Origin of the sequence: Gordonia sp. (in: high G+C Gram-positive bacteria), from assembly GCF_047600385.1 — a bacterium.
Taxonomy (GTDB): Bacteria; Actinomycetota; Actinomycetes; order Mycobacteriales; family Mycobacteriaceae; genus Gordonia.
This window is the reverse complement of sequence record NZ_JASGKZ010000001.1, coordinates 1,136,156-1,155,810: the sequence shown is the minus strand read 5'-3', so window position 1 is coordinate 1,155,810 and position 19,655 is coordinate 1,136,156. Positions and strand designations below refer to the sequence as shown.

Sequence of the window (19,655 nt, the reverse complement as noted above, 5' to 3'; positions counted from 1 at the left end):
ATGACGCGCACCACATCCGCCCCGGACCGGCGGCAGGCACGACACGAGCCCCGCGGGGCTACCCGAACTCGGCCCGCACCGCGCCGGTGTGCTCGCCGAGCGCCGGGACGGCGCCGTCCTCGATCTCCCAGTGCCGAGCCAGGCCAGGCGGCCGGAGCGCGGGCGCCGGACCTCCGGGGGTCGGCACGTCATGCCAGCGGTCACGTGCCGTCAACTGCGGATGCACCGCCAGGTCGGCCACCGTGTTCAGCCGCGCATTGCCGATGCCGGCCGCGTCCGCCCGGTCGAGGACGTCGGCGAGGTCGTGCCGCACCGTCCACTCCCCGACGATCCGATCGACCTCGTCGCGCGCCACGCAGCGGTCCTCGTTGCGCGCCAGATGTGCGACGTCGGCCAGGTCCGGGCGCTCGATCATCTCGAGCAGTCGCGCCCACTCGCGGTCGTTGGTGGTGCCGAGCACCACGGTCTGCCCGTCCTTCGTGGGGTAGGCGCCGTACGGGGCGACGATGGGCGCCCCCATGCCGACCGGTTCGGGCACCGAACCGGTGTGGATCACCTGGTTCAGCGGTGCGCCCATGAACTCGGCGATGACGTCGAGCATGGCGATCTCGACGACCGCGCCCGCGCCGGTCCGTTCGCGCTCGAAGAGCGCGGCCAGCACGGTGGAGTAGACGTAGAGCGCGGTCCCGATGTCGGCGACCGGCACCCCCGGCTTCGCCGGTCGCCCGGGGAGACCGGTCATCGTGCACACGCCGCCCTCGGACTGGATCAGCAGGTCGTAGGCGCGCTTGTGGTCCACCGGACCGCCCTTGCCGTAGCCGGAGACGTCGGCGATCACCAGCCGGGGGAAGTCCCGGTGGAGAGCGTCGAGTCCGAGGCCCAGCCGGTCCAGCGCACCGGGGGCGAGGTTGGAGACGAAGACGTCCGCACCGGCCAGGATCCGGCGCAGCAGGGCCAGGTCGCCGTCGTCGCGGACGTCGAGCGCCACCGACTCCTTGCCGTGGTTCAGCCAGGTGAAATGGGCGCTCGTGACGCCGTGGACCGCCCGGTCGTAGTGGCGGGTGGAGTCGCCGCCGCGCGGCTGCTCCACCTTGATCACCCGGGCGCCGAGGTCGGCGAGGTGCCGGGTGGCCAGCGGCGCCGAGATCGCCTGCTCCATCGTGACGACGGTGATCCCGTCGAGCGGTCTGCTCACTGCGCGTCCTCCGCGGGCGTCAGCTTACCGCCGACCGGGGCCGGGAAGTCCGGGTCGCGCTTCTCCTTCAGCGAGGCGACGCCCTCGGCCACCTCGGGGCCGCCGAAGCCGTAGAACTCGTAGCCCAGCGAGGCGTCGAAGATGGACCAGTTCTGGCGGTACCAGTTGTTCATCGCGTGCTTGGTCCACTGGATCGCCGAGGCGGCGCCGCCCGCGAGACGCCGGGCGATCTCCAGCGCCTTCTCCTGGACCTGATCGTCGTCGACGCACATCGAGACCATGCCGATGCGCTCGGCCTCCTCGCCGGTGAGCACCTCGTTGAGCAGCAGGTGGTACTTGGCCTTCGGCATCCCGGCGAAGAACGGCCAGGTCAGCGCGGCGTTGTCGCCGGCGGCGACGCCGAGACGCACGTGGCCGTCGACGATCTTGGTCTTGCGCCCGGCGACGGTGATGTCGGCGAGCATGGCGGTCACCAGGCCCGCGCCGGCGGCCGGGCCGTTGATGGCGGCGACCAGCGGCTGCGGCAGCTCGATCAGGTTCCGGACCAGGTCGCGGGCCTCCCGCAGGACGCGGGTGCGGCTGCCGTAGTCGCCGGTCATGTCCTCGACGAGGTCGAAGCTGCCGCCCGCGGAGTAGGCGCGCTCGCCCGCACCGCGGATCAGCACCGCGCGGACCGACTCGTCTCGGGCGATCGCCGGCCAGATGTCGGCCAGATCCTGGTGCATCCGCGGGCCGACGGCGTGCAGGTTCGGGCCGTCCAGGACGATCTGGAGCACACCGTCGCAGGGGCGCTCGACCGTCAGGGTGGCGAACTCGTCGTACGTCTTCATCGTGTCCTTTCTGGGCCGGCGTGATGCGCCGGAGCTGTCGTAGAGGTCACATCCGACCTGGTCGATCATTAGAATATATTATATTCTAGAAGATGTGACCAGGCCCACGAGTCCACGGGGCTGCGACCGGACCCCCCGGACGAGATGCCTTTCTCCGGCCTACGCCACACCGAACCGCGTCGGCGAGGCACCATCGTCTCCAGTGACCGAGTACTCCCCGACTCCCCCGAACATCCGTCCCGACATCCAGGAGCCCCGATGACGCAGCAGGTCAGCGACGACGACTTCGAGCAGATCCACGCCGCCGTGCGTGAATTCATCCAGACGCGCGTCGTCCCCCGCGAGAAGGAGATCGCCGACACCGACGCCGTCCCCGACGACATCCGCCAAGCCGCCAAGGACATCGGCCTGTTCGGCTACGCCATCCCCCAGGAATGGGGCGGCCTCGGCCTGAACCTCGCCCAAGACGTCGAACTGGCCATGGAATTCGGCTACACCACCCTCGCCCTGCGCTCGATGTTCGGCACCAACAACGGCATCGCCGGCCAGGTCCTGGTCAACTTCGGCACCGACCAACAGAAAACCCAGTGGCTCGAAGGCATCGCCTCCGGCGACGTCGTCGCCTCCTTCGCCCTCACCGAACCCGGCGCCGGCTCCAACCCCGCAGGCCTACGCACCAAAGCCGTCCGACAGGAGAACGGCGACTGGATCATCGACGGCGCCAAATGCTTCATCACCAACGCCGCCCTCTCCAACCTGCTCGTCACCTTCGCCCGCACCCGCCCCGCCGACGAGAACGGCCCCGGCATCGCCGCCTTCCTCGTCCCCACCGACACCCCCGGCGTCACCGTCGCCCCACACGACGCCAAAATGGGCCAGCAAGGCGCCTGGACCTCGAACGTCTACTTCGAGAACGTGCGCGTCCCCGCCTCAGCCCTCGTCGCCGGCGACGAAGACGCCGGCTACAAAGCCGCCATGACCTCCCTCGCCCGCGGCCGCGTCCACATCGCCGCGCTCTCGGTCGGCTCCGCCCAGCGCGCCCTCGACGAATCCCTGACCCACGCCACCGTCACCACCCAGGGCGGCACCCCCATCGGCGACTTCCAACTCGTCCAAGCACACCTGGCCGACATGCAGACCGGCATCATGGCCGGCCGCGCCCTCGTCCGCGACGCCGCCGCCAAGTACGTCTCCGGCGAGGATCGCCGGATCGCGCCGTCCGTCGCCAAGCTCTACTGCACCGAAATGGTCGGCGACATCGCCGACAAAGCCGTCCAGATCCACGGCGGCAGCGGCTACATGCGCGAAACCACCGTCGAACGCATCTACCGCGACGTCCGCCTCCTCCGCCTCTACGAAGGCACCAGTGAGATCCAACGCCTCATCATCGGCGGCGGCCTCGTCCGCACCGAGAAGAAGAAGGCCCGGTGAGCGCCGCCGACCTCGCCGCCCGCGCGAGCACGCTGCTGTTCGTCCCGGGCGACCGGCCCGAGCGGTTCGAGAAGGCCGCGGCGGCCGGCGCCGACCTCGTGGTCCTCGACCTCGAGGACGCCGTGAAGCCGGAGAACAAGGAGAGCGCGCGCGAGAACGTCGCCCGCTGGGCGGCCGAGCACGAGTGCGCGGTCCGGGTGAACGCGGCGGACACGCAGTGGCATCGGCAGGACGTCGCGGCGCTGGCCGACACCGGCGCGGCGATCATGGTCGCCAAGGCCGAGAACCCCCGGGCGCTGGCCGCCGTCGGCGCACATCACGCGGTGATCGCGCTGGTCGAGACCGCCGCCGGCGTCCTCGCCGCCCCCGCGATCGCCGCCGCCGACGGCGTCGTCCGCATCGCCCTGGGCACCTTCGACCTGGCCGCGCAGCTGGGCGTCGACCCGACCGACACCGAGGCGCTCGCCGCCACCCGCGGCGGAGTGGTCCTCGCCTCCGCCGCCGCCGGACTCGGCGGGCCGATCGACGGCGTCACCGCCGTCATCGACGACGCCGAGCGTCTCGGCGCCGACACCGGCTACGCCCGACGACTCGGTTTCGCCGGCAAACTGTGCATCCACCCCCGCCAGCTCGGTCCGGTCGCGGCGGCCTTCCGCCCGTCCGAGGACGAGATCGCCTGGGCCCGGAAGATCGTCGCCGCCGTCGACGCCACCGGGGTCGCGAAGGTCGACGGAGCGATGGTCGACAAGCCCGTCGTCGAACGCGCCCAGCGCATCCTCTCGCGCGCGGACGCATGACCGCGCACCGCTAGAACACCACCCACACCGCAAGGAAACGGAGAAACTCATGGCAGAAGGACTGCTCGCAGGCAAGACCGCGGTCATCACCGGCGGCGCTCAGGGCATCGGATACGCGATCGCCGAGCGTTTCCTCGCCGAAGGCGCCCGCGTGGTGCTCGGCGACATGAACGCCGAGGCGGTGGCCGAGGCCGCCGCGAAGCTCGGTGACGGCGCGGTCGGCGTGGCCGGTGACGTCACCTCCGCCGACGACGTCGCCGCCCTGGTCGAGACCGCGATCGACACCTTCGGCTCGCTCGACGTGATGGTGAACAACGCCGGGATCACCCGTGACGCCACCATGCGCAAGATGCCCGAGGAGCACTTCGACCAGGTGATGAACGTGCACCTGAAGGGCACCTGGCTCGGCACCCGGGCCGCCGCCGAGGTCATGCGCGAACAGGGCAGCGGCTCGATCATCAACATGTCGTCGATCTCCGGCAAGGTCGGCAACCTGGGCCAGACCAACTACTCGGCCGCCAAGGCCGGCATCGTCGGCCTCACCAAGGCCGCCGCCAAGGAGGTCGCCTTCAAGAACGTGCGCATCAACGCCATCCAGCCCGGCCTGATCCGCACCGCGATGACCGAGGCCATGCCGCAGAAGGTGTGGGACTCGAAGATGGCCGAGATCCCGATGGGCCGCGCGGGCGAGCCCGACGAGATCGCCAAGGTGGCGCTGTTCCTGGCCTCCGACCTCTCCTCGTACATGACCGGCACGGTCACCGAGGTGACCGGCGGACGGTACATGTGACGATGACCGACACCGCCTGGGAACCGCACACCGTCGTCACCGAGGAACTGATCGATCCGGCGCCGGTCACCGCGCTGGCCGCCCTGTTCGACGACGGACTGCCCGCCCCCGCCCCCGGCGACCCGCTGCCCCCGCTGTGGCATTGGGTCGCGCTCCCCCGCTGGTCGGCCTCGACGCGGCTGTCGGTCGACGGCCACCCGTTCCGCGGATCGTTCCTGCCGCCGATCGAGCTTCCGCGCCGCATGTTCGCGGGCGGCTCGGTGGCGTTCACCGGCGAGATCAAGGTCGGCGACACGGTGCGCCGGGAGGCCGTCGTCGAGTCGGTCACCGAGAAGAACGGCCGCAGCGGCAAGCTGGTGATCGTCGTGACCTCGACGACGCTGTACACGCCGGACGGCGCTCCCGCGCTGACCGAGAAGCAGAACATCATCTACCGGGAGGCCGCGGCGCCGTCCGCCGGTACCGCGCCCGCCCCGGAGGCCGCGGCGGCGCTGGTCCCGGCCGGCGCGCCGATCGTCGCCGCCGGTGCGGACACGTGGGACTTCCGCACCGATCCGACGCTGCTGATGCGTTTCTCCGCGGCCACCGCGAACGCCCATCGGATTCATTACGACTGGCCGTACGCGACGGGTGTCGAGGGATACCCTGGCCTGGTGGTGCACGGACCGTTGATGACCCTCTCACTCGCCGAGGCGCATCGCCTCTCCGGGGATCCGGAGACCGTCACCGAGCTCGAGCACCGCAACGCCGCACCGCTGTTCTGCGGTCAGACCGCATCGCTGCGCGCCCGGCGGACCGAGTCGGGCAAGACCGTCGAACTCTTCGGCCCGAAGGGCGTCGAGGGCGGCGCCGGCACGGTGCTCGAACTGACCCTGAACTGACAAGGAGCTACAGATGACTCGAGTCTTCGCCTCTCTCGACGAGGTCCGCGCGGCACTCGGCGAGGAGATCGGCCCCGGTGCGCCGATCACCGTCGACCAGGCGCAGATCGACGCCTTCGCCGATGCCACCGGCGACCACCAGTGGATCCACGTCGATCCCGAGCGCGCCGCGGAGGGCCCCTTCGGCACGACCATCGCGCACGGCTTCCTGACCCTGTCCCTGGTGCCGTTGTTCGGCGCGGATCTGTTCAGCCTGGACTTCGGCAGCGCCCGGGTGAACTACGGCGCCAACAAGGTGCGCTTCCCGTCTCCGGTCCCCGTCGACAGCGCGCTGACGGCCACCGCCACCATCACCGACGTCGCCGAGTCCGCCGCCGGCGCGGTGCTGACCATCAAGTACGTGGTCACCGTGACCGGTGCGGCCAAGCCGTGCCTGGTCGCCGAGACCCTGGTGGTCGTCGCCCCCTGAGCCGATCGACCGTGTGCGGCGCCCGCATCCTCACCGAGGATGCGGGCGCCGCGGCATCTGACCGCCGCCTGCTCGGCGATCGCTCACCGCACCGGCCTCGCGGGATCGACGCCGCGAGGCCGGTGCGGAGAGCGGGGTCGGTCAGCCGGCCATCTGGGCCACCGGACCGTCGACGACGCGCAGTCCCATGTCGGTGCTGCCGATCTTCACCAGCGAACCGTTCGGACGGATCCGGAACGCGTGCACATGGGTGGTGCCCCGACCGGGGGTGAACACGTCGACCGCGTACGCGTACCGGCCGTTCGGGTGCAGCACCGTCAGAGCGGGAGCACTGCCGAATCCCGTGGCGTACGGCGAACCCGGCAGCGGACTCATCGCCCCGTTCCGGTGGATCCGGTAACCGGCGACACCGCCGGAACCGACGTTGGCCACATAGGCGCGCTCACCGTCCGGGGTGATCATCACCTCGTGCGACATCAGGCCGGAGAAGAAGTTCACCGGGATCGGAGCGAGATCGCCGTTGGGCAGCACCCGGAAACCGCTGACGTTGCCGGTGTACTCGTGGGTGATGTAGAAGAACCTGCCGTCGGGCGTCGCGTTGCCGTTCACCGCCGGGAGGCCACCGGTGAACACGGTGCCCAGCGGCACCAGCCGACCGCCGGGCGCCACCCGGTAGCTCTTGATCGAGGCATCGAACGCACTGGCGGCGCGGACGTACCTGCCGTTCGGGTCCACGGTCACCATCGGGGCGAGCGAACCGAGGCTCATCGGCACCGAGTGACCGGTGGTCGAGAGCCGACCCGAGGCACCGATCCGGTAGGTGTCCAGTCGACCGGGAACACCGCTCATCGCTAGGTACATGTACCGGCTGTCGCGCGAGGGCTGCATGGTCATGATCGGCCCGGGGACGGCGATCCGCTGGATCCGGTTGAGCCGGCCGCCGTCGGTCAGCCGGTACACGCTCACCGCGCCCTCCACGATGTGTCCGACGTAGACCAGTTTGCCGCCGCGGGCCACCTTCACCGACATGACGCCCAGGCCGGTCCGGACGGTACGGATCTTGGTGAGCGTGCCGTTCCGGTTGACCCGCATGACGGCGAGCGACTGCGAATCGGTGCCGCCGACCACCAGGAATCGGCCCGATTCGGACTCCGGTGCGGTTCCGGCGGCGACCGGATCGGCGGCGGCGGTCCCGGAGGTCGCCAGCAGGCCGAGGACCAGCGAGAACACCGTCGCGAGGACGACTGATCCCCACAGAAATGATCGGGATGTCTGAGAGAAGGCTGTCATGAAGGTGAACTTATGCCGCCCGGACCACAGCAGATGTTCAGGTTTCTGCACAACCGTCAGAAAATTCGGTGCGGGTCGTCCACCGGGGAGACGACGACGGCCCACACCCGCCACGGGGGCGGGTGCGGGCCGTCGTCGACCTCAGGCGGTGCGTCTCACAGTTCGACGACCATCTTGATCTGGACGTCCTTGTGCTCCTCCAGGAACTCCAGTCCGTCCTCGACGAAGTCGTCGGCCTTGATCCGGCTGGTGATGAACGGAGCCAGGTCGATCCGGCCCTCCCGGACCATCGCGATGGCCCCCGGGAAGGCGGTGTGGTCGTAGCCGACCGAGCCCTCGATGACGAGTTCCTTGAACAACACCGTCAGGAGGTTGATCTTCGGCGCCTCCGGGTACACCGCGAGCATCTCCAGGCGACCGCCGGCGCGCAACGCATCGAGCAGCGGCTGGATCGCCGCCTCGACTCCGGCGCAGTCGTAGGCGACGTCGACGCCCCGGCCGTCGGTGAGTTCGGCGACGACGGCCTGCAGATCCTCGGTGACGGGGCAGACGAGACGATCGGCGATGCCCGCGTTCCGCGCGGCGTCACGACGGTTCTGCGTGGGTTCGCTGAGGATCACCGTGGCGCCGATGCCCTTCAGCACCGCTGCGGTGAGCAGGCCGACCGGCCCGCCGCCGGCCACCAGCGCCACGTCGCCGGCGGCGGCTCCGGATTTCTTGACCCCGTGATAGCCGACGCACAGCGGGTCGAACATCGCCGCCTGGTCGAGCGGGATGTCGCCGATCGGGTGCACCCAGCCGGCCGGCACCGAGACCAGTTCCGAGAGGCCGCCACCGCCGCCCGAGATGCCCCGGCACGCCATGTCCCCGCAGGTGTTGTAGGCGCCCGCCCGACACGCGTCGCACGCGCCGCACCCGCTGACCGGGTCGATCGCGACGTTGTCGCCCACCGCGAGGCCCTCGACGTCGTCGGCCACGGCGACGACGGTACCGGAGAACTCGTGACCCAGGGTGATCGGCAGCGTCTCGCCGGTCACCGGGTGCGCCTGCGAGTCGCTGGGCGGCGCGGGCGGGATGGCGCCCATGAAGTAGAGGTGCAGATCGGACCCGCAGAGACCGGTGAAGGCCGGTTTCACCAGCACACCGCCCGGTTGCAGTTCGGGCTCGGGCACATCGGTCTCGACCCGGACGTCGCCCTTGCCGTAATAGCGGACAGCTTTCATGTCGAATTCTCCTTCTGAGGAACTGGATAAGACGTGGACCCCCGTGAACCGCGCGCCTGTCGCGAGAATCGGTTCACGTCACGTTTGGTTGTTTCGCGCGGACGTCCGGACGTCCCGGAGCGGCGCCGGCGGCCGGCAGACCCGTCCGTCGCATCGGACGTCCGTCAGCTCAGGCACCCCTCGGGGGTCGTGAAGGCCTCCCAGTCGCCCGGATCGTGCATCACCCAGACGTCGGCCCTCTCGGCCGCGGCCACCTGCCGGATCCGCTCGATCGACCTGATCGCGGCGGTGGTGTCGAGGTCCACGGGACAGGGCACCCGCTGCTCCATGTTGGCGCGCACGTGCACCGCGTCGGCGGTGAGCAGCACCTTCCGCGAGGGCAGTTCCACCAGCAGGCTCAGTTCGCCGTGGGTGTGCCCGGGAGTGCGCATGATCCGGATGCCGCCGTCGCCGAACAGGTCGAGGTCGTCGTTGATCGGGTGCCAGTCGAAGCCGCGCGTCCGCTCGATGTCCTCGTGCCGGAAGAAACCCGCGCAGAACGCGTCGGGCCAGAACGCGTACCGGAGGTCCTCCTCGGACATGTAGAACTTCGCCTGCGGGAAGAGGTACATGCCGCCGGTGTGGTCGAAGTGGCTGTGCGACAGGATGACGTGGGTGACGTCCTCCATCGCGAGGCCGGCCTTCTCGAACTGCACGTCGATCCTGTTCTCCGGCGGACAGGTCAGCTCGAAGACGTCCACGAGCGGCCCGTAGACGGCCCGTGGGTCGTCCCAGGCCTCCGGGGCGACCCCGGTGTCGAAGACGATCAGCCCCTCCGGGTGCTCGATCACGTACACCGGGATCGGCACCGTGAGCATGCCGGGAGCCCCGAGCACGATCAGATTCGCCGGAAGCGTGAAGAAGGCCCCGTCCAGGGCCCGCAGTGTGGTCGCCGTCATCGTCCTCGACTTTCGCGTTCCGCACCCCGCGGGGCGCGTTGTGTTTCAGATCACCTTCATCGTCATTTCTAACATATCGTTAGAACCTGATGCCAGAGTCGATTCCCCCGATGCACGACACCCGCCCCCGCTCTGTGCGGGGACGGGTGCGTGCGCCTCGGACGAGACGCGGACTCGGGCCTCGATCAGGCCGAGTAGTCGACGCGGCCCTTCGCCGCCTCGAGCGCCGCCACGGTCTCGGCGACGAGGCGCTCGAGCACCTCACCGGCGGGCAGGACGTCCTTGATCAGGCCCGAGCCCTGACCGGCGGGCAGCGCCTGCTGATCCTTGAGGTCGGCCTCGGCCGCCGCGAAGCGCACCGGGCCGATCGCCACGCGCTGGCGCGGGTAACCGAGCAGCTGATCCATCCGGCCCTTCCAGACCTCGGTGAAGCGGTTCTGCAGCTGGCGCACGTACAGGCCGTCGAAGATCAGCTCGCGCACGGTGGTGTCGTGGTCGGCCTCGACGATCGACTCCTTGTAGTTGCTGCCGACGCTCGACTCGTCGGTGTTGATGAAGCGGGTGCCGATCCAGGCGCCCTGCGCGCCCTGGGTCAGCACGCCGGCGATCTGCGCGCCGGTCACCAGACCGCCGGCGGCGACCACCGGAACGGTCGAGAACTCCAGGACCTCCTGCAGGAGGGTGATCAGACCGATGTCGCCGGTGTGCCCGCCGCCCTCGGTGCCCTGCACGACGACGATGTCGGTGCCGGCCTCGATGGCGCGCCTGGCGTGCTTGGCGCGACCGACCATCGAGATGGTCTTGGCTCCCCAGCTGTGGGCGTGCTCGACGGCCCAGGCAGGGGTGCCGAGCGCGCAGGCGATCACCTCGACGCCGTACTTCTCGCAGATCGCCATCTTCTCCTTGGCGTCCTCGATGCCCATCGCCTTGTCGTCGACCGGTTTCACGTCGACGCCGAGCGCGCGGACCTCGGCCTCGAGCTCGGTGATCGGGTCCGGCACCTCGTCGGCCGGGACGGGCTCGGGGTTCTGCGGCGCCCGCGGCGGGAAGCCGATGTCGACGCACACCGGTTTGTCGGTGATGCTCCGCACGATCTTGATCTGTTCCTCGACGGTCTCCGGGGTCGGCGAGATGGCCGCGATGGTGCCCAGGCCGCCGGCCTTCGAGACGGCGCCGGCGAGCGGGCCGAAGGCCACGCCGCCCATGCCGGCCTGCAGGATCGGGTACTCGATCCCCAGCAGTTCGCAGAGATCGGTCTTGAGAGTCGCCATTGTTCTTTCCTTACGTAGGTGGTTTCAGGCCGTGCGCTCGAACACCGCGGACAGTCCCTGCCCGCCGCCGATGCACATGGTCTCCAGCGCGTATCGCCCGTCTCGGCGGTCGAGTTCCCGGAGCATCGTCGCCAGGATCCGGACGCCGGTCGCCCCCACCGGATGCCCCAGCGAGATACCGGAGCCGTTGACGTTCATGCGGGCCAGATCGTCGTCGCCCAGGCCCCACGCCTTGACGCAGGCCAGCACCTGCGCGGCGAAGGCCTCGTTGAGTTCGAGCAGGTCGAGGTCGCCGAAGCCGATTCCGGCGCGTTCGAGCGCCAGATTCGTCGACGGCACCGGGCCGATGCCCATCCGGTTCGGTTCGACGCCGGCCACCGCCCAGGTGACCAGGCGCGCCAGCGGCTTCAGCCCGAGCCGTTCGGCCTTCTCCCGGGTGGTGACGATGCAGACCGCGGCGCCGTCGTTCTGGCCGCTGGCGTTGCCCGCGGTGACGGTGGACTCGGGGTCGAGACGACGACGGACCGCCTTCATCGCGGCCAGCGACTCGAGGGTGACGTCGGCGCGGGGGTGCTCGTCGCGGTCGCAGACCACCTCGCCCTTGCGGGTCTCGACGGTGACGGGGACCAGTTCGTCGGCCAGCCGCCCCTCCTCGTGCGCGGCGACGGCACGACGATGCGAGCGGTAGGCGAGCTCGTCCTGCGCCTCCCGGGTGATCGCGTACTCCGCACGGAGGTTCTCGGCGGTCTCGAGCATGCCGCCCTCGACCGGGTAGCGCTTGCCGCCGGAGGTGACGCGCCCGCGGTTGATGCGGTCCATCAGGGCGGTGTCGGTGCCGCGCAGCCCGAACCGGAGACCGAGCGCGTAGTGCTCGGCCTGGCTCATGCTCTCGGCGCCGCCGGCCAGGACCAGATCGCAGATGCCGGTCTGCACGCGCATGGCGGCGTCGATCACGGCCTGCAGACCCGAGCCGCAGCGCCGGTCGAGCTGGAGACCGGGCACCCGGACGTCCAGGCCGGCGTCGAGCGCCGCGATCCGCCCGATCGCTGGGGCCTCGCCGTTGGGGTAGCACTGGCCGAAGAGGACGTCGTCGACGTCGGCGCCGGTGATCCCGGTCCGCTCCACCAGCGCTTTCACCACCGTGGACGCGAGGTCGGCCGTCGGCACGGAGGCGAACACGCCGCCGTAGCGTCCGACGGGAGTTCGGACGGGTTCACGGATGACTGCATCACGCATGGGGTGAGCGGACCTCTCCTCGGATCGAACCGCTGAACATCGCGGCAAACGTTTTTTCTAACGGAAATGTAGATTATATTATCGAGGGAAAGCAAGGGTCCGTTCCGCCGAATCCGCCGCTTCGCACGCCCGACACCTCCCCGGAAGGACTCCCCATGGCCCGACTCTGCGAGACCGCCGACCTCACCGAGATCCAGCGCGACATCCTCGCGACGGTTCGCGACTTCGTCGACGAGCAGATCCTCCCCGTCGCCACCGAACTGGAGCATCGCGACGAGTACCCGACCGAGATCGTCGCCACGATGAAGGAGATGGACATCTTCGGGCTGACCATCCCGGAGGAGTACGGCGGACTCGGCGAATCCCTGCTGACCTACGCCCTGGTGGTCGAGGAGCTCTCGCGCGGCTGGATGAGCGTCTCCGGCATCGTCAACACCCACTTCATCGTCGCGTACCTGCTGCTGCAGCACGGCACCGAGGAGCAGAAGCAGAAGTACCTGCCGCGGCTGGCCGCCGGCGAGCTGACCGGCGCGTTCTCGATGTCCGAACCGGCCCTGGGCTCCGACGTCGCCGCCATCAGCACCACGGCCGTCGACGACGGCGACGGCACCTACACGATCAACGGCCAGAAGATGTGGCTGACCAACGGCGGCTCGTCGTCGCTGGTGGCCGTGCTGGTCCGGACGCCGGGCGTCGGCGGCGAGAGACCGCACCGGAACCTCACCGCCTTCCTGGTGGAGAAGACCCCCGGCTTCGGCGAGGTGGCGCCCGGCCTCACGATCCCCGGCAAGATCGAGAAGATGGGCTACAAGGGTGTGGACACCACCGAGCTCCTCTTCGACGGCTATCGGATCGGCGCCGACGAGATCCTCGGCGGCACGCCCGGCCGCGGATTCTACCAGATGATGGACGGCGTCGAGGTGGGCCGGGTGAACGTCGCCGCCCGCGGCGTCGGCGTCGCCCACCGCGCCTTCGAGCTGGGCGCCTCGTACGCCCAGCAGCGCGAGACCTTCGGCAAGCCCATCGCCGAGCACCAGGCGGTGCTCTTCCGGCTCGCCGAGATGGGCACCAAGGTCGAGGCCGCCCACCAGATGGTGGTCCGCGCCGCACGGATCAAGGACGCCGGGCAGCGCAACGACCTGGAGGCGGGCATGGCCAAGTACCTGGCGTCCGAGTACTGCCGCGACGTCGTCGAGGATGCCTTCCGCATCCACGGCGGCTACGGCTTCGCCAAGGAGTACGAGATCGAGCGGCTCTACCGCGAGGCCCCGATGCTGCTGATCGGCGAGGGGACCGCCGACATCCAGCGGATGATCGTCGGCCGTCGTCTCCTCGAGAACTACAAGCTCTGAGCCCGGCACCGGAGAGAGGAGAGACCCGATGGGACCCCTGGAGGGAATCAGAGTGATCGAGGTCGGCTCGATCGGCCCCGGACCGTGGTGCGCGATGATGCTCAGCGACATGGGCGCCGAGGTGATCCGCGTCGACCGCGCCGACCACGCGCGGGCGTACACGCCGGACGCTCCGCCGCCGATCGACTTCGCGAATCGGCGGGGCCGCAAGTCGGTGGCCGTGGACATGAAGAGCCCGGAGGGCGTGGAGACCGTCCTGCGGCTCGCCGAGAGCGCGGACGCCCTGATCGAGGGGTTCCGCCCCGGGGTGGCCGAGCGCCTGGGCATCGGCCCGGACGTCGTGCTCGCCCGCAATCCGAGGCTGGTGTACGGCCGGATGACCGGGTGGGGCCAGGACGGTCCGATGGCGGCGGTGCCCGGACACGACATCAACTATCTCGCCCTCACCGGGCTCCTGGACGCCATCGGCCCCCGGGAACGTCCGATGCCGCCGCTGAACCTGGTCGGCGACTTCGGCGGCGGCGGACTGCTGCTGGCGTTCGGCGTGGTGACCGGGATCGTGTCCGCGCAGCGCACCGGCGAGGGCCAGGTGGTCGACGCGGCGATGCTCGACGGCGCCTCGCTGCTCGGCGGCCTGGTGCACGGCATGAGCCAGATCGGCATGTGGAAGCCGGAACGCGAGAGCAACCGGCACGACGGCGGCGCACCGTTCTACAACACCTACGAGACCGCCGACGGCAGGTTCGTGGCGATCGCCGCCAACGAGCCGCAGTTCTACCGGGTGATGGTCGAGACCCTCGGTCTCCCCGTCGACGAACTCCCGGCCCAGGGCGATCAGTCGACCTGGCCGGCGATGCGCGCCCGTTTCGCGGAGGTCTTCAAGACCAGGACCCGCGACGAGTGGGACGACGTCTTCGCCGGCCTGGAGACCTGCTACTCGCCGGTGCTCACCCTGGCCGAGGCCCGGGTGAACGAGCACAACCTCGCCCGGCGGGTGTTCGTCGACCACGACGGCATTTCCCAGCCCGCGCCCGCGCCCCGGTTCAGCGGGACGCCCGCGACGATCGCCGGCCCGGCCCCGCATCCGGGCGAGCACTCGCGGGAGGTCCTGGCCGGCTGGGGTCTCCCCGCCGAGCGGATCGACGCGCTGATCGACTCCGGCGCGGTGGTCGACGCCCCCTGATCCCCGCCCCGTTCGACCGCGGCCCCGTCGTCTCCGACGGGGCCGCGGCTGTCGGGAGATGACCAATATCTGAACAGTGCTCCAGGTCACAGCCGGGCAGAGTGGGAGACGCACCACCGGTCATGCCCTCGGAGGAACACCATGCTCGTGAGCACCGCCCCGGTCACCGCCGAGGTTCTCGACGCGGCCGTCGAATCCTGGAAGGCGGCGCTGGCCGACATCCCCTCGTTCCTGTACCGGACCACGTACAGCGTGACCGTCCGCTGGCACGGTTCCGACGGCCGGTGGCAGAGCATCCCCGAGGCGGTCCAGACGGTCCTCCGGCGCCACCCCGAGGGCACCGCCCCGCACTACGACGTCCACGACTTCGTCAAGACCGAGAACGGGTTCCGGTGTCGGTGCAGCACCGTGGTGGTGCACGACGGTCGGCCGACGCGGATCCGCCTGCTGCAGCACGTCACGGTGACCCCGGACGGGCGTTTCTCCCGGATCCGGGAACACCTCGACTCCGAAGCCGCCCACGCGGCCTGAGCGACTCCGCGTCGCCTCCCCACGACCGATCATCGGAACCCTTCGCCCCCGGTCACGACACAGCGGTCTCCGAAGCCGAACGCGCCGTGCGATCGATCCCGAACGCGGCGAGCGCGGCACCGACGAGAAGGACCGTCGCGATCAGATAGGTACCCCTGACCGATAGAGCGTCGACCGCGTATCCGGCGATGATCGGACCGAGGACCGCACCGAGACGGCCCACGCCGTTCATGGTGCCGTAGCTCGACGCTCGAGCGTCGATCGGATACAAGAAGGTCGACGCGGCGGTGAACGACGTGACACAGCCGAACACCGCGACCCCGAGAAGCACCGCGAGCGCGTAAGCGCCGACGCCGACCGGCATGACGGCGAAGACCGCGACGGCCACCGCACCGACGATCGCGCTGACCGCCGCGAAGGCGCTCGCCCGGAACCGCATCCCCAGGACCCCGAAGACGAAGGCGCCGACCAGCGTGCCGACGGAGATGCACAGACCCGCCGCGGTGCCCGCCGCATCGTCGCTGATCTTGGCCACCAGCTTCGGCGTCCAGGTGCCGACGAAGTAGTAGCCCGCGGTCAGGAGCGAGTAGCCGGCGCACAGCAGAACGGTGCGCCGCCACAGGTCGCGACCCAGCAGGCGAGAGCGCGGCAGGGTGTCGTTCGCGGCGACCGACTCCGGCGCATCGCCGCCCAGATCGTCCAACCCCAGTCGCCGGGCGAGTTCGGAGGCCTTCTGCCGAGCCTCGGAAGTGCCCTTGCGGTGCAGGAATGCCACGGACTCGGGCAGCAGCGCGAAGGCGATCAGGGCGATCAGCACACTCAGTCCCGTGCCGACCCAGAACATGCCCTGCCAGGCGCCGCCGACCAGTTCGAGCAGCGTCGCCGCGGACAGACCGGCGACCGTGCTGCCCAGCGGATAGCCGACCACCACCAGTCCGACGGCGAGACTGCGGCCGTTCCGGGAGCGAGCTCCTGGCCGAGCACCACCGCGACCACGGTGATCATGCCCACCGCGATCCCGGTGACGAACCGGCAGCCCAGGAGCATCCACGCGTCGACCGACAACGCGGAGAACACCAGTCCCGCGGTGTTCACGGTCAACGCGATCAACAGCAGTCTGCGACGGCCGATGACGTCGGCGAAGCGCGCCATGCCCAGCGCCCCGACCGCCTGACCGGCGAGGGCGGCACTGATCAGCCAGCCGAGCATCCGATCACCGGCGAAACCTTCGGGAAGGTGCGGTCCGGCGAACGCCATGATGAAGATGTCGTAGCCGTCGAGCATGTTGAGCACCATGCACAGCAGCAGCGAGACCAGCTGATAAGGGCGAAGACGGGGCTTCGCCGTCTGCGCGGCGGGCGCGCTCATCCCGTTGCCGCCACGCGGGCACAGGGGTGGGTGTCGCAGTGATTCATCATGCCTCCGGACAGGTCATCTCATGTGGGTACGCTCACTTTTCTATCGTTTCATTCGATTTCATACAAGTCATTACGCATTATGTTTTTCCTCTTGGGTCAGGGCGTCTCGCGTGAGCGTGGACGACGGCGCCACGACGCCTGGCCGGTCGTCGGAAGACGACCGGCCAGGCCATGGAGCACCGGGTACGGCTACCCGGCGGAGACGCTCAGCGAATCGGCCACTGCACGTGCTTCACCTCGAAGAACTCGCGGTAACCCTCCTCACCGCACTCGCGGCCGATCCCCGACATGCCGGGGCCGCCCCACGGGGCGTCGAGTCGTCGTCCGCCGCCCCCGTTGATCGTCACGGTCCCCGACCGCAGCCGCCGGGCCACCTCGATGGCCTCCGTGGTGACACCCCAGACGTTGGCGTTCAACGCGTACTTGGCCTCGTTCGCCATGCGGACGGCCTCGTCGACGTCGTCGTACGGGATCACGATGCTCACCGGCGCGAACAACTCCTCCTGCGCGATCTCGGCGGAGTTGTCCAGACCGGTCACCAGCGTCGGCTCCAGGAAGAAGCCGCGCTCGAGACCCGCCGGGCGCTTGCCGCCGGTGACGATCGTCGCGCCCGCGGAGACCGCGCGTTCCAGGAAGCCCTCGACGCTCGTCAGATGCTCGCCGGTGATCAGCGGACCGACCGTCGACGACGGATCCGATGCGTCACCGACCGTGAGCCCCGACATGTACTCGGCCGACTTGCTCACGAACTCGTCGAAGTCGGCACGGGGGACGAACGAGCGCGTCGTGGCCCCGCACGCCTGCCCGGCGTTGAGACAGAACCGCAGCGCCGACCCGGCGATCACCGAATCGATGTCGGTCCCGGGCAGGACGATGTTGGGCGACTTGCCGCCCAGCTCCAGCACCACCTTGGTCAGGTTCGGCGCGGCGAGCTGCTGAATCGCGATGCCCACCGCGGCCGAACCGGTGAAACTGGCCAGATCGATCTTCGGTGAGCCGACCACCTGCTCGGTCACCGCGGGCGGACCGAACACGAGGTTCACCGCGCCGGGCGGGAAACCCGCCTCGTCGAACAGCTCGACCATCTTGACCGTGCACGCCAGCGCCTTGGGCGACGGCACCAGCACCCCGGTGCAGCCGGCGGCGAGCGCGGGCCCGATCTTCCAGACGATCAGCATGATCGGGTAGTTGTACGCCGTGACGGCCGCGACCACACCGGCCGGTTCCCGCAGCAGCATGCTGCTGGTGGTGACCGGCTCGTGATGCAACCGAAGCTGCTGCTCCAGACCGTCGGCCGGCCCCCGGACCGCCGCGTCGGCGAACCAGCGCAGGAAGTCGATCGGCGCGTACACCTGCTGTTTCGCGGTGCTGATCGCGGTGCCGACCTCCCGTGCGATGAGATCGGTCAGCTCCTCGGCGTCCCGCTCCATCAGATCCGCCAACCGGTGCAGCAGTGCGCCGCGCTCGGCCGCCGAGAGCCTGCTCCATGCGCCGCCGTGGAACTCGCGGTGGGCCGCATCGAGGGCGGCGGCCACCTGGTCCGGAGCCGCGCCGGTCGCCCGGAACAGCGGCTCCTCCGTGGACGGGTTGTACGACGTCGACTCCGCACCGTCGCCGACGACCCACGCGCCGTCGATGTAGTTGCCCGGCCCGCTCCGCACCTCACTCATCTCCGCTGCCCTCCCCGTGGCGGCCCGCCAGGGAGATGACACCGCGGATGTTCCGGCCGGCATGCATGTCCTCGTAGGCCTCGTTGACCTGCTCCAACGTGTACCGGGTGGTGATCATCTCGTCCAGGCGCAGCGCGCCGCGACGGTACAGGTCGAGGAGCATCGGCACCTCGTTCTGCGGTCCGGCCATGCCGTAGAGCGCACCCTGGACCCGCTTCTCGCTCATCGTCAGATCGAGGACCGGGATGCTCATCTCGGTGAGCGTGTGCGGCGCCGCACTGGTCACGACGAGGGTGCCCCGCTTGCCGAGCGCGTCGTACGACTGCTTCAACTGCTCCTGCGTGGGCACGCCGATGCAGACGATCACCGAATCCGCGCCCTGACCGTTGGTGAACGACCGGGCGAGCTCGGCCGCCTCGTCGATCGTCTCCGCGGCATCCGTCGCACCGAGTTTCAGCGCCAGGTCGCGCTTCATCGCCACCGGGTCGACGGCGATCACCCGGCCGGCGCCGCGGAAGGCGGCGCCCTGCACGGCGCTCATGCCGATGCCGCCGGTGCCCACGACCACCACCGTGTCGCCCGCATCGATGTCGGCGGCACGGGTGGCCGAACCCCATCCGGTCGGCACCGCGCAGCCCACGATGCTGGCCGTCTCGAAGGGGATGTCGTCATCGATCTTCACGACGCACTCCTGTGGCACCGTGGTCCACTCGGAGAAGGTCGAGAGGCAGGCGTTCTGGGCGACGCCCGCACCCTCCGCGTGCATCCGGTACGTGCCGTCCGGACGCGTGCCCTTGGTGATCAGATGTCCGGCATCGCACAGGTTCTGATGACCGGTCACACACATCCGGCAGTGACCGCAGGCGGCGATGAACGAGGTGACCACGTGATCACCGGGCTTCACCCGGGTGACCCCCGGTCCGACCGCCTCGATGATTCCGGCTCCCTCGTGACCTCCGCACGCGGGATACGAGTGGAACCGCATGTCGCCCTTGGCGAAGTGGTCGTCGGAGTGGCACAGCCCGGAGGCCATCACCTTGACCAGGACCTCGCCCGCACCGGGCTCGTCCAGGTCCACCTCGCGGACGTCCCACTCTCCGGGCGCCTTCCACAGGATCGCTGCATTCGTCTTCATCATCTCGAAGTCCTC

General features: G+C 69.8%; 19 protein-coding genes. 8 read left to right on the top strand and 11 right to left on the bottom strand.

From position 1 onward, the window contains the following. Positions 1-58: 58 nt before the first annotated feature. Both QM809_RS05070 and QM809_RS05065 read right to left on the bottom strand, forming a co-directional pair. On the bottom strand, positions 59-1,195 hold the full coding sequence (locus QM809_RS05070) for a CaiB/BaiF CoA transferase family protein (protein ID WP_415044728.1): 1,137 nt from the start codon (positions 1,193-1,195) through the stop codon (positions 59-61). Next, positions 1,192-2,025, bottom strand: a complete 834-nt coding sequence (locus tag QM809_RS05065) for an enoyl-CoA hydratase/isomerase family protein (RefSeq protein ID WP_415044727.1) — start codon at positions 2,023-2,025, stop codon at positions 1,192-1,194. Before QM809_RS05065 ends, QM809_RS05070 begins: the two co-directional genes overlap by 4 nt. A 258-nt stretch (positions 2,026-2,283) precedes the next feature. Between QM809_RS05065 and QM809_RS05060 the strand changes: the two genes are divergently transcribed. Genes QM809_RS05060 through QM809_RS05040 form a run of 5 tightly spaced genes read left to right on the top strand, consistent with a single transcriptional unit; the run spans position 2,284 to position 6,393 of the window. Next, positions 2,284-3,456 carry an acyl-CoA dehydrogenase family protein gene (locus QM809_RS05060; RefSeq protein ID WP_415044726.1) on the top strand — a complete coding sequence of 391 codons (1,173 nt, stop codon included), beginning with the start codon at positions 2,284-2,286 and terminating at the stop codon, positions 3,454-3,456. After that, positions 3,453-4,253 carry an HpcH/HpaI aldolase/citrate lyase family protein gene (locus tag QM809_RS05055; protein WP_415044725.1) on the top strand — a complete coding sequence of 267 codons (801 nt, stop codon included), beginning with the start codon at positions 3,453-3,455 and terminating at the stop codon, positions 4,251-4,253. Before QM809_RS05060 ends, QM809_RS05055 begins: the two co-directional genes overlap by 4 nt. A 49-nt stretch (positions 4,254-4,302) precedes the next feature. Further along, positions 4,303-5,043 (top strand): 3-oxoacyl-ACP reductase FabG, encoded by a 741-nt coding sequence (fabG, locus tag QM809_RS05050; RefSeq protein WP_415044724.1) that lies wholly within the window; start codon positions 4,303-4,305, stop codon positions 5,041-5,043. Between the two features lie 2 nt (positions 5,044-5,045). Further along, positions 5,046-5,924, top strand: a complete 879-nt coding sequence (locus QM809_RS05045; RefSeq protein ID WP_415044723.1) for a MaoC family dehydratase N-terminal domain-containing protein — start codon at positions 5,046-5,048, stop codon at positions 5,922-5,924. A 13-nt stretch (positions 5,925-5,937) separates the two neighbouring features. Further along, positions 5,938-6,393, top strand: coding sequence for a MaoC family dehydratase (locus tag QM809_RS05040; RefSeq protein WP_415044722.1), 456 nt, complete (start codon positions 5,938-5,940; stop codon positions 6,391-6,393). Between the two features lie 141 nt (positions 6,394-6,534). Here QM809_RS05040 and QM809_RS05035 read toward each other — a convergent pair whose 3' ends face one another. The 5 genes from QM809_RS05035 to QM809_RS05015 all read right to left on the bottom strand — a co-directional run bounded on the left by QM809_RS05035 (position 6,535) and on the right by QM809_RS05015 (position 12,351). After that, a complete protein-coding gene (locus QM809_RS05035) occupies positions 6,535-7,683 on the bottom strand; it encodes a lactonase family protein (RefSeq protein WP_415044721.1) in 1,149 nt (382 codons plus the stop codon). A 155-nt stretch (positions 7,684-7,838) separates the two neighbouring features. Further along, a complete protein-coding gene (locus tag QM809_RS05030; RefSeq protein WP_415044720.1) occupies positions 7,839-8,906 on the bottom strand; it encodes a 2,3-butanediol dehydrogenase in 1,068 nt (355 codons plus the stop codon). 164 nt (positions 8,907-9,070) lie between these two features. After that, on the bottom strand, positions 9,071-9,844 hold the full coding sequence (locus tag QM809_RS05025) for an N-acyl homoserine lactonase family protein (protein ID WP_415044719.1): 774 nt from the start codon (positions 9,842-9,844) through the stop codon (positions 9,071-9,073). A 185-nt stretch (positions 9,845-10,029) separates the two neighbouring features. Beyond that, positions 10,030-11,115: an NAD(P)H-dependent flavin oxidoreductase gene (locus QM809_RS05020; protein WP_415044718.1), complete on the bottom strand. Its 1,086-nt coding sequence runs from the start codon at positions 11,113-11,115 to the stop codon at positions 10,030-10,032. Positions 11,116-11,139: 24 nt separating this feature from the next. Continuing rightward, positions 11,140-12,351: an acetyl-CoA C-acetyltransferase gene (locus QM809_RS05015; protein ID WP_415044717.1), complete on the bottom strand. Its 1,212-nt coding sequence runs from the start codon at positions 12,349-12,351 to the stop codon at positions 11,140-11,142. Positions 12,352-12,506: 155 nt separating this feature from the next. Here QM809_RS05015 and QM809_RS05010 point away from each other — a divergent pair, with 155 nt between their 5' ends. The 3 genes from QM809_RS05010 to QM809_RS05000 all read left to right on the top strand — a co-directional run bounded on the left by QM809_RS05010 (position 12,507) and on the right by QM809_RS05000 (position 15,417). After that, positions 12,507-13,703 (top strand): acyl-CoA dehydrogenase family protein, encoded by a 1,197-nt coding sequence (locus tag QM809_RS05010; RefSeq protein ID WP_415044716.1) that lies wholly within the window; start codon positions 12,507-12,509, stop codon positions 13,701-13,703. 28 nt (positions 13,704-13,731) lie between these two features. Continuing rightward, entirely contained in the window at positions 13,732-14,886 is a 1,155-nt protein-coding gene (locus QM809_RS05005; protein WP_415044715.1) for a CaiB/BaiF CoA transferase family protein, read from the top strand. Between the two features lie 147 nt (positions 14,887-15,033). Continuing rightward, a complete protein-coding gene (locus QM809_RS05000; protein WP_415044714.1) occupies positions 15,034-15,417 on the top strand; it encodes a hypothetical protein in 384 nt (127 codons plus the stop codon). A 52-nt stretch (positions 15,418-15,469) separates the two neighbouring features. Here QM809_RS05000 and QM809_RS04995 read toward each other — a convergent pair whose 3' ends face one another. The 4 genes from QM809_RS04995 to QM809_RS04980 all read right to left on the bottom strand — a co-directional run bounded on the left by QM809_RS04995 (position 15,470) and on the right by QM809_RS04980 (position 19,640). Then, positions 15,470-16,348: an MFS transporter gene (locus tag QM809_RS04995; protein ID WP_415044713.1), complete on the bottom strand. Its 879-nt coding sequence runs from the start codon at positions 16,346-16,348 to the stop codon at positions 15,470-15,472. Further along, positions 16,237-16,785 carry an MFS transporter gene (locus QM809_RS04990; protein ID WP_415044712.1) on the bottom strand — a complete coding sequence of 183 codons (549 nt, stop codon included), beginning with the start codon at positions 16,783-16,785 and terminating at the stop codon, positions 16,237-16,239. Before QM809_RS04990 ends, QM809_RS04995 begins: the two co-directional genes overlap by 112 nt. 256 nt (positions 16,786-17,041) lie before the next feature. Next, positions 17,042-18,505 carry an aldehyde dehydrogenase family protein gene (locus QM809_RS04985; RefSeq protein ID WP_415044711.1) on the bottom strand — a complete coding sequence of 488 codons (1,464 nt, stop codon included), beginning with the start codon at positions 18,503-18,505 and terminating at the stop codon, positions 17,042-17,044. After that, positions 18,498-19,640, bottom strand: a complete 1,143-nt coding sequence (locus tag QM809_RS04980; protein ID WP_415047012.1) for an NDMA-dependent alcohol dehydrogenase — start codon at positions 19,638-19,640, stop codon at positions 18,498-18,500. The genes QM809_RS04985 and QM809_RS04980 overlap by 8 nt, the downstream gene beginning before the upstream one ends. Between the last annotated feature and the right edge of the window lie 15 nt (positions 19,641-19,655).

What these genes read in the sequence shown, in the direction of transcription:
- QM809_RS05065 (WP_415044727.1), bottom strand. Translation starts at nt 2,025, where the DNA reads ATGAAGACGTACGACGAGTTCGCCACCCTGACGGTCGAGCGCCCCTGC.
- QM809_RS05060 (WP_415044726.1), top strand. Translation starts at nt 2,284, where the DNA reads ATGACGCAGCAGGTCAGCGACGACGACTTCGAGCAGATCCACGCCGCC.
- fabG (WP_415044724.1), top strand. Translation starts at nt 4,303, where the DNA reads ATGGCAGAAGGACTGCTCGCAGGCAAGACCGCGGTCATCACCGGCGGC.
- QM809_RS05045 (WP_415044723.1), top strand. Translation starts at nt 5,046, where the DNA reads ATGACCGACACCGCCTGGGAACCGCACACCGTCGTCACCGAGGAACTG.
- QM809_RS05040 (WP_415044722.1), top strand. Translation starts at nt 5,938, where the DNA reads ATGACTCGAGTCTTCGCCTCTCTCGACGAGGTCCGCGCGGCACTCGGC.
- QM809_RS05035 (WP_415044721.1), bottom strand. Translation starts at nt 7,683, where the DNA reads ATGACAGCCTTCTCTCAGACATCCCGATCATTTCTGTGGGGATCAGTC.
- QM809_RS05030 (WP_415044720.1), bottom strand. Translation starts at nt 8,906, where the DNA reads ATGAAAGCTGTCCGCTATTACGGCAAGGGCGACGTCCGGGTCGAGACC.
- QM809_RS05025 (WP_415044719.1), bottom strand. Translation starts at nt 9,844, where the DNA reads ATGACGGCGACCACACTGCGGGCCCTGGACGGGGCCTTCTTCACGCTT.
- QM809_RS05020 (WP_415044718.1), bottom strand. Translation starts at nt 11,115, where the DNA reads ATGGCGACTCTCAAGACCGATCTCTGCGAACTGCTGGGGATCGAGTAC.
- QM809_RS05015 (WP_415044717.1), bottom strand. Translation starts at nt 12,351, where the DNA reads ATGCGTGATGCAGTCATCCGTGAACCCGTCCGAACTCCCGTCGGACGC.
- QM809_RS05010 (WP_415044716.1), top strand. Translation starts at nt 12,507, where the DNA reads ATGGCCCGACTCTGCGAGACCGCCGACCTCACCGAGATCCAGCGCGAC.
- QM809_RS05005 (WP_415044715.1), top strand. Translation starts at nt 13,732, where the DNA reads ATGGGACCCCTGGAGGGAATCAGAGTGATCGAGGTCGGCTCGATCGGC.
- QM809_RS04990 (WP_415044712.1), bottom strand. Translation starts at nt 16,785, where the DNA reads ATGAGCGCGCCCGCCGCGCAGACGGCGAAGCCCCGTCTTCGCCCTTAT.
- QM809_RS04985 (WP_415044711.1), bottom strand. Translation starts at nt 18,505, where the DNA reads ATGAGTGAGGTGCGGAGCGGGCCGGGCAACTACATCGACGGCGCGTGG.
- QM809_RS04980 (WP_415047012.1), bottom strand. Translation starts at nt 19,640, where the DNA reads ATGAAGACGAATGCAGCGATCCTGTGGAAGGCGCCCGGAGAGTGGGAC.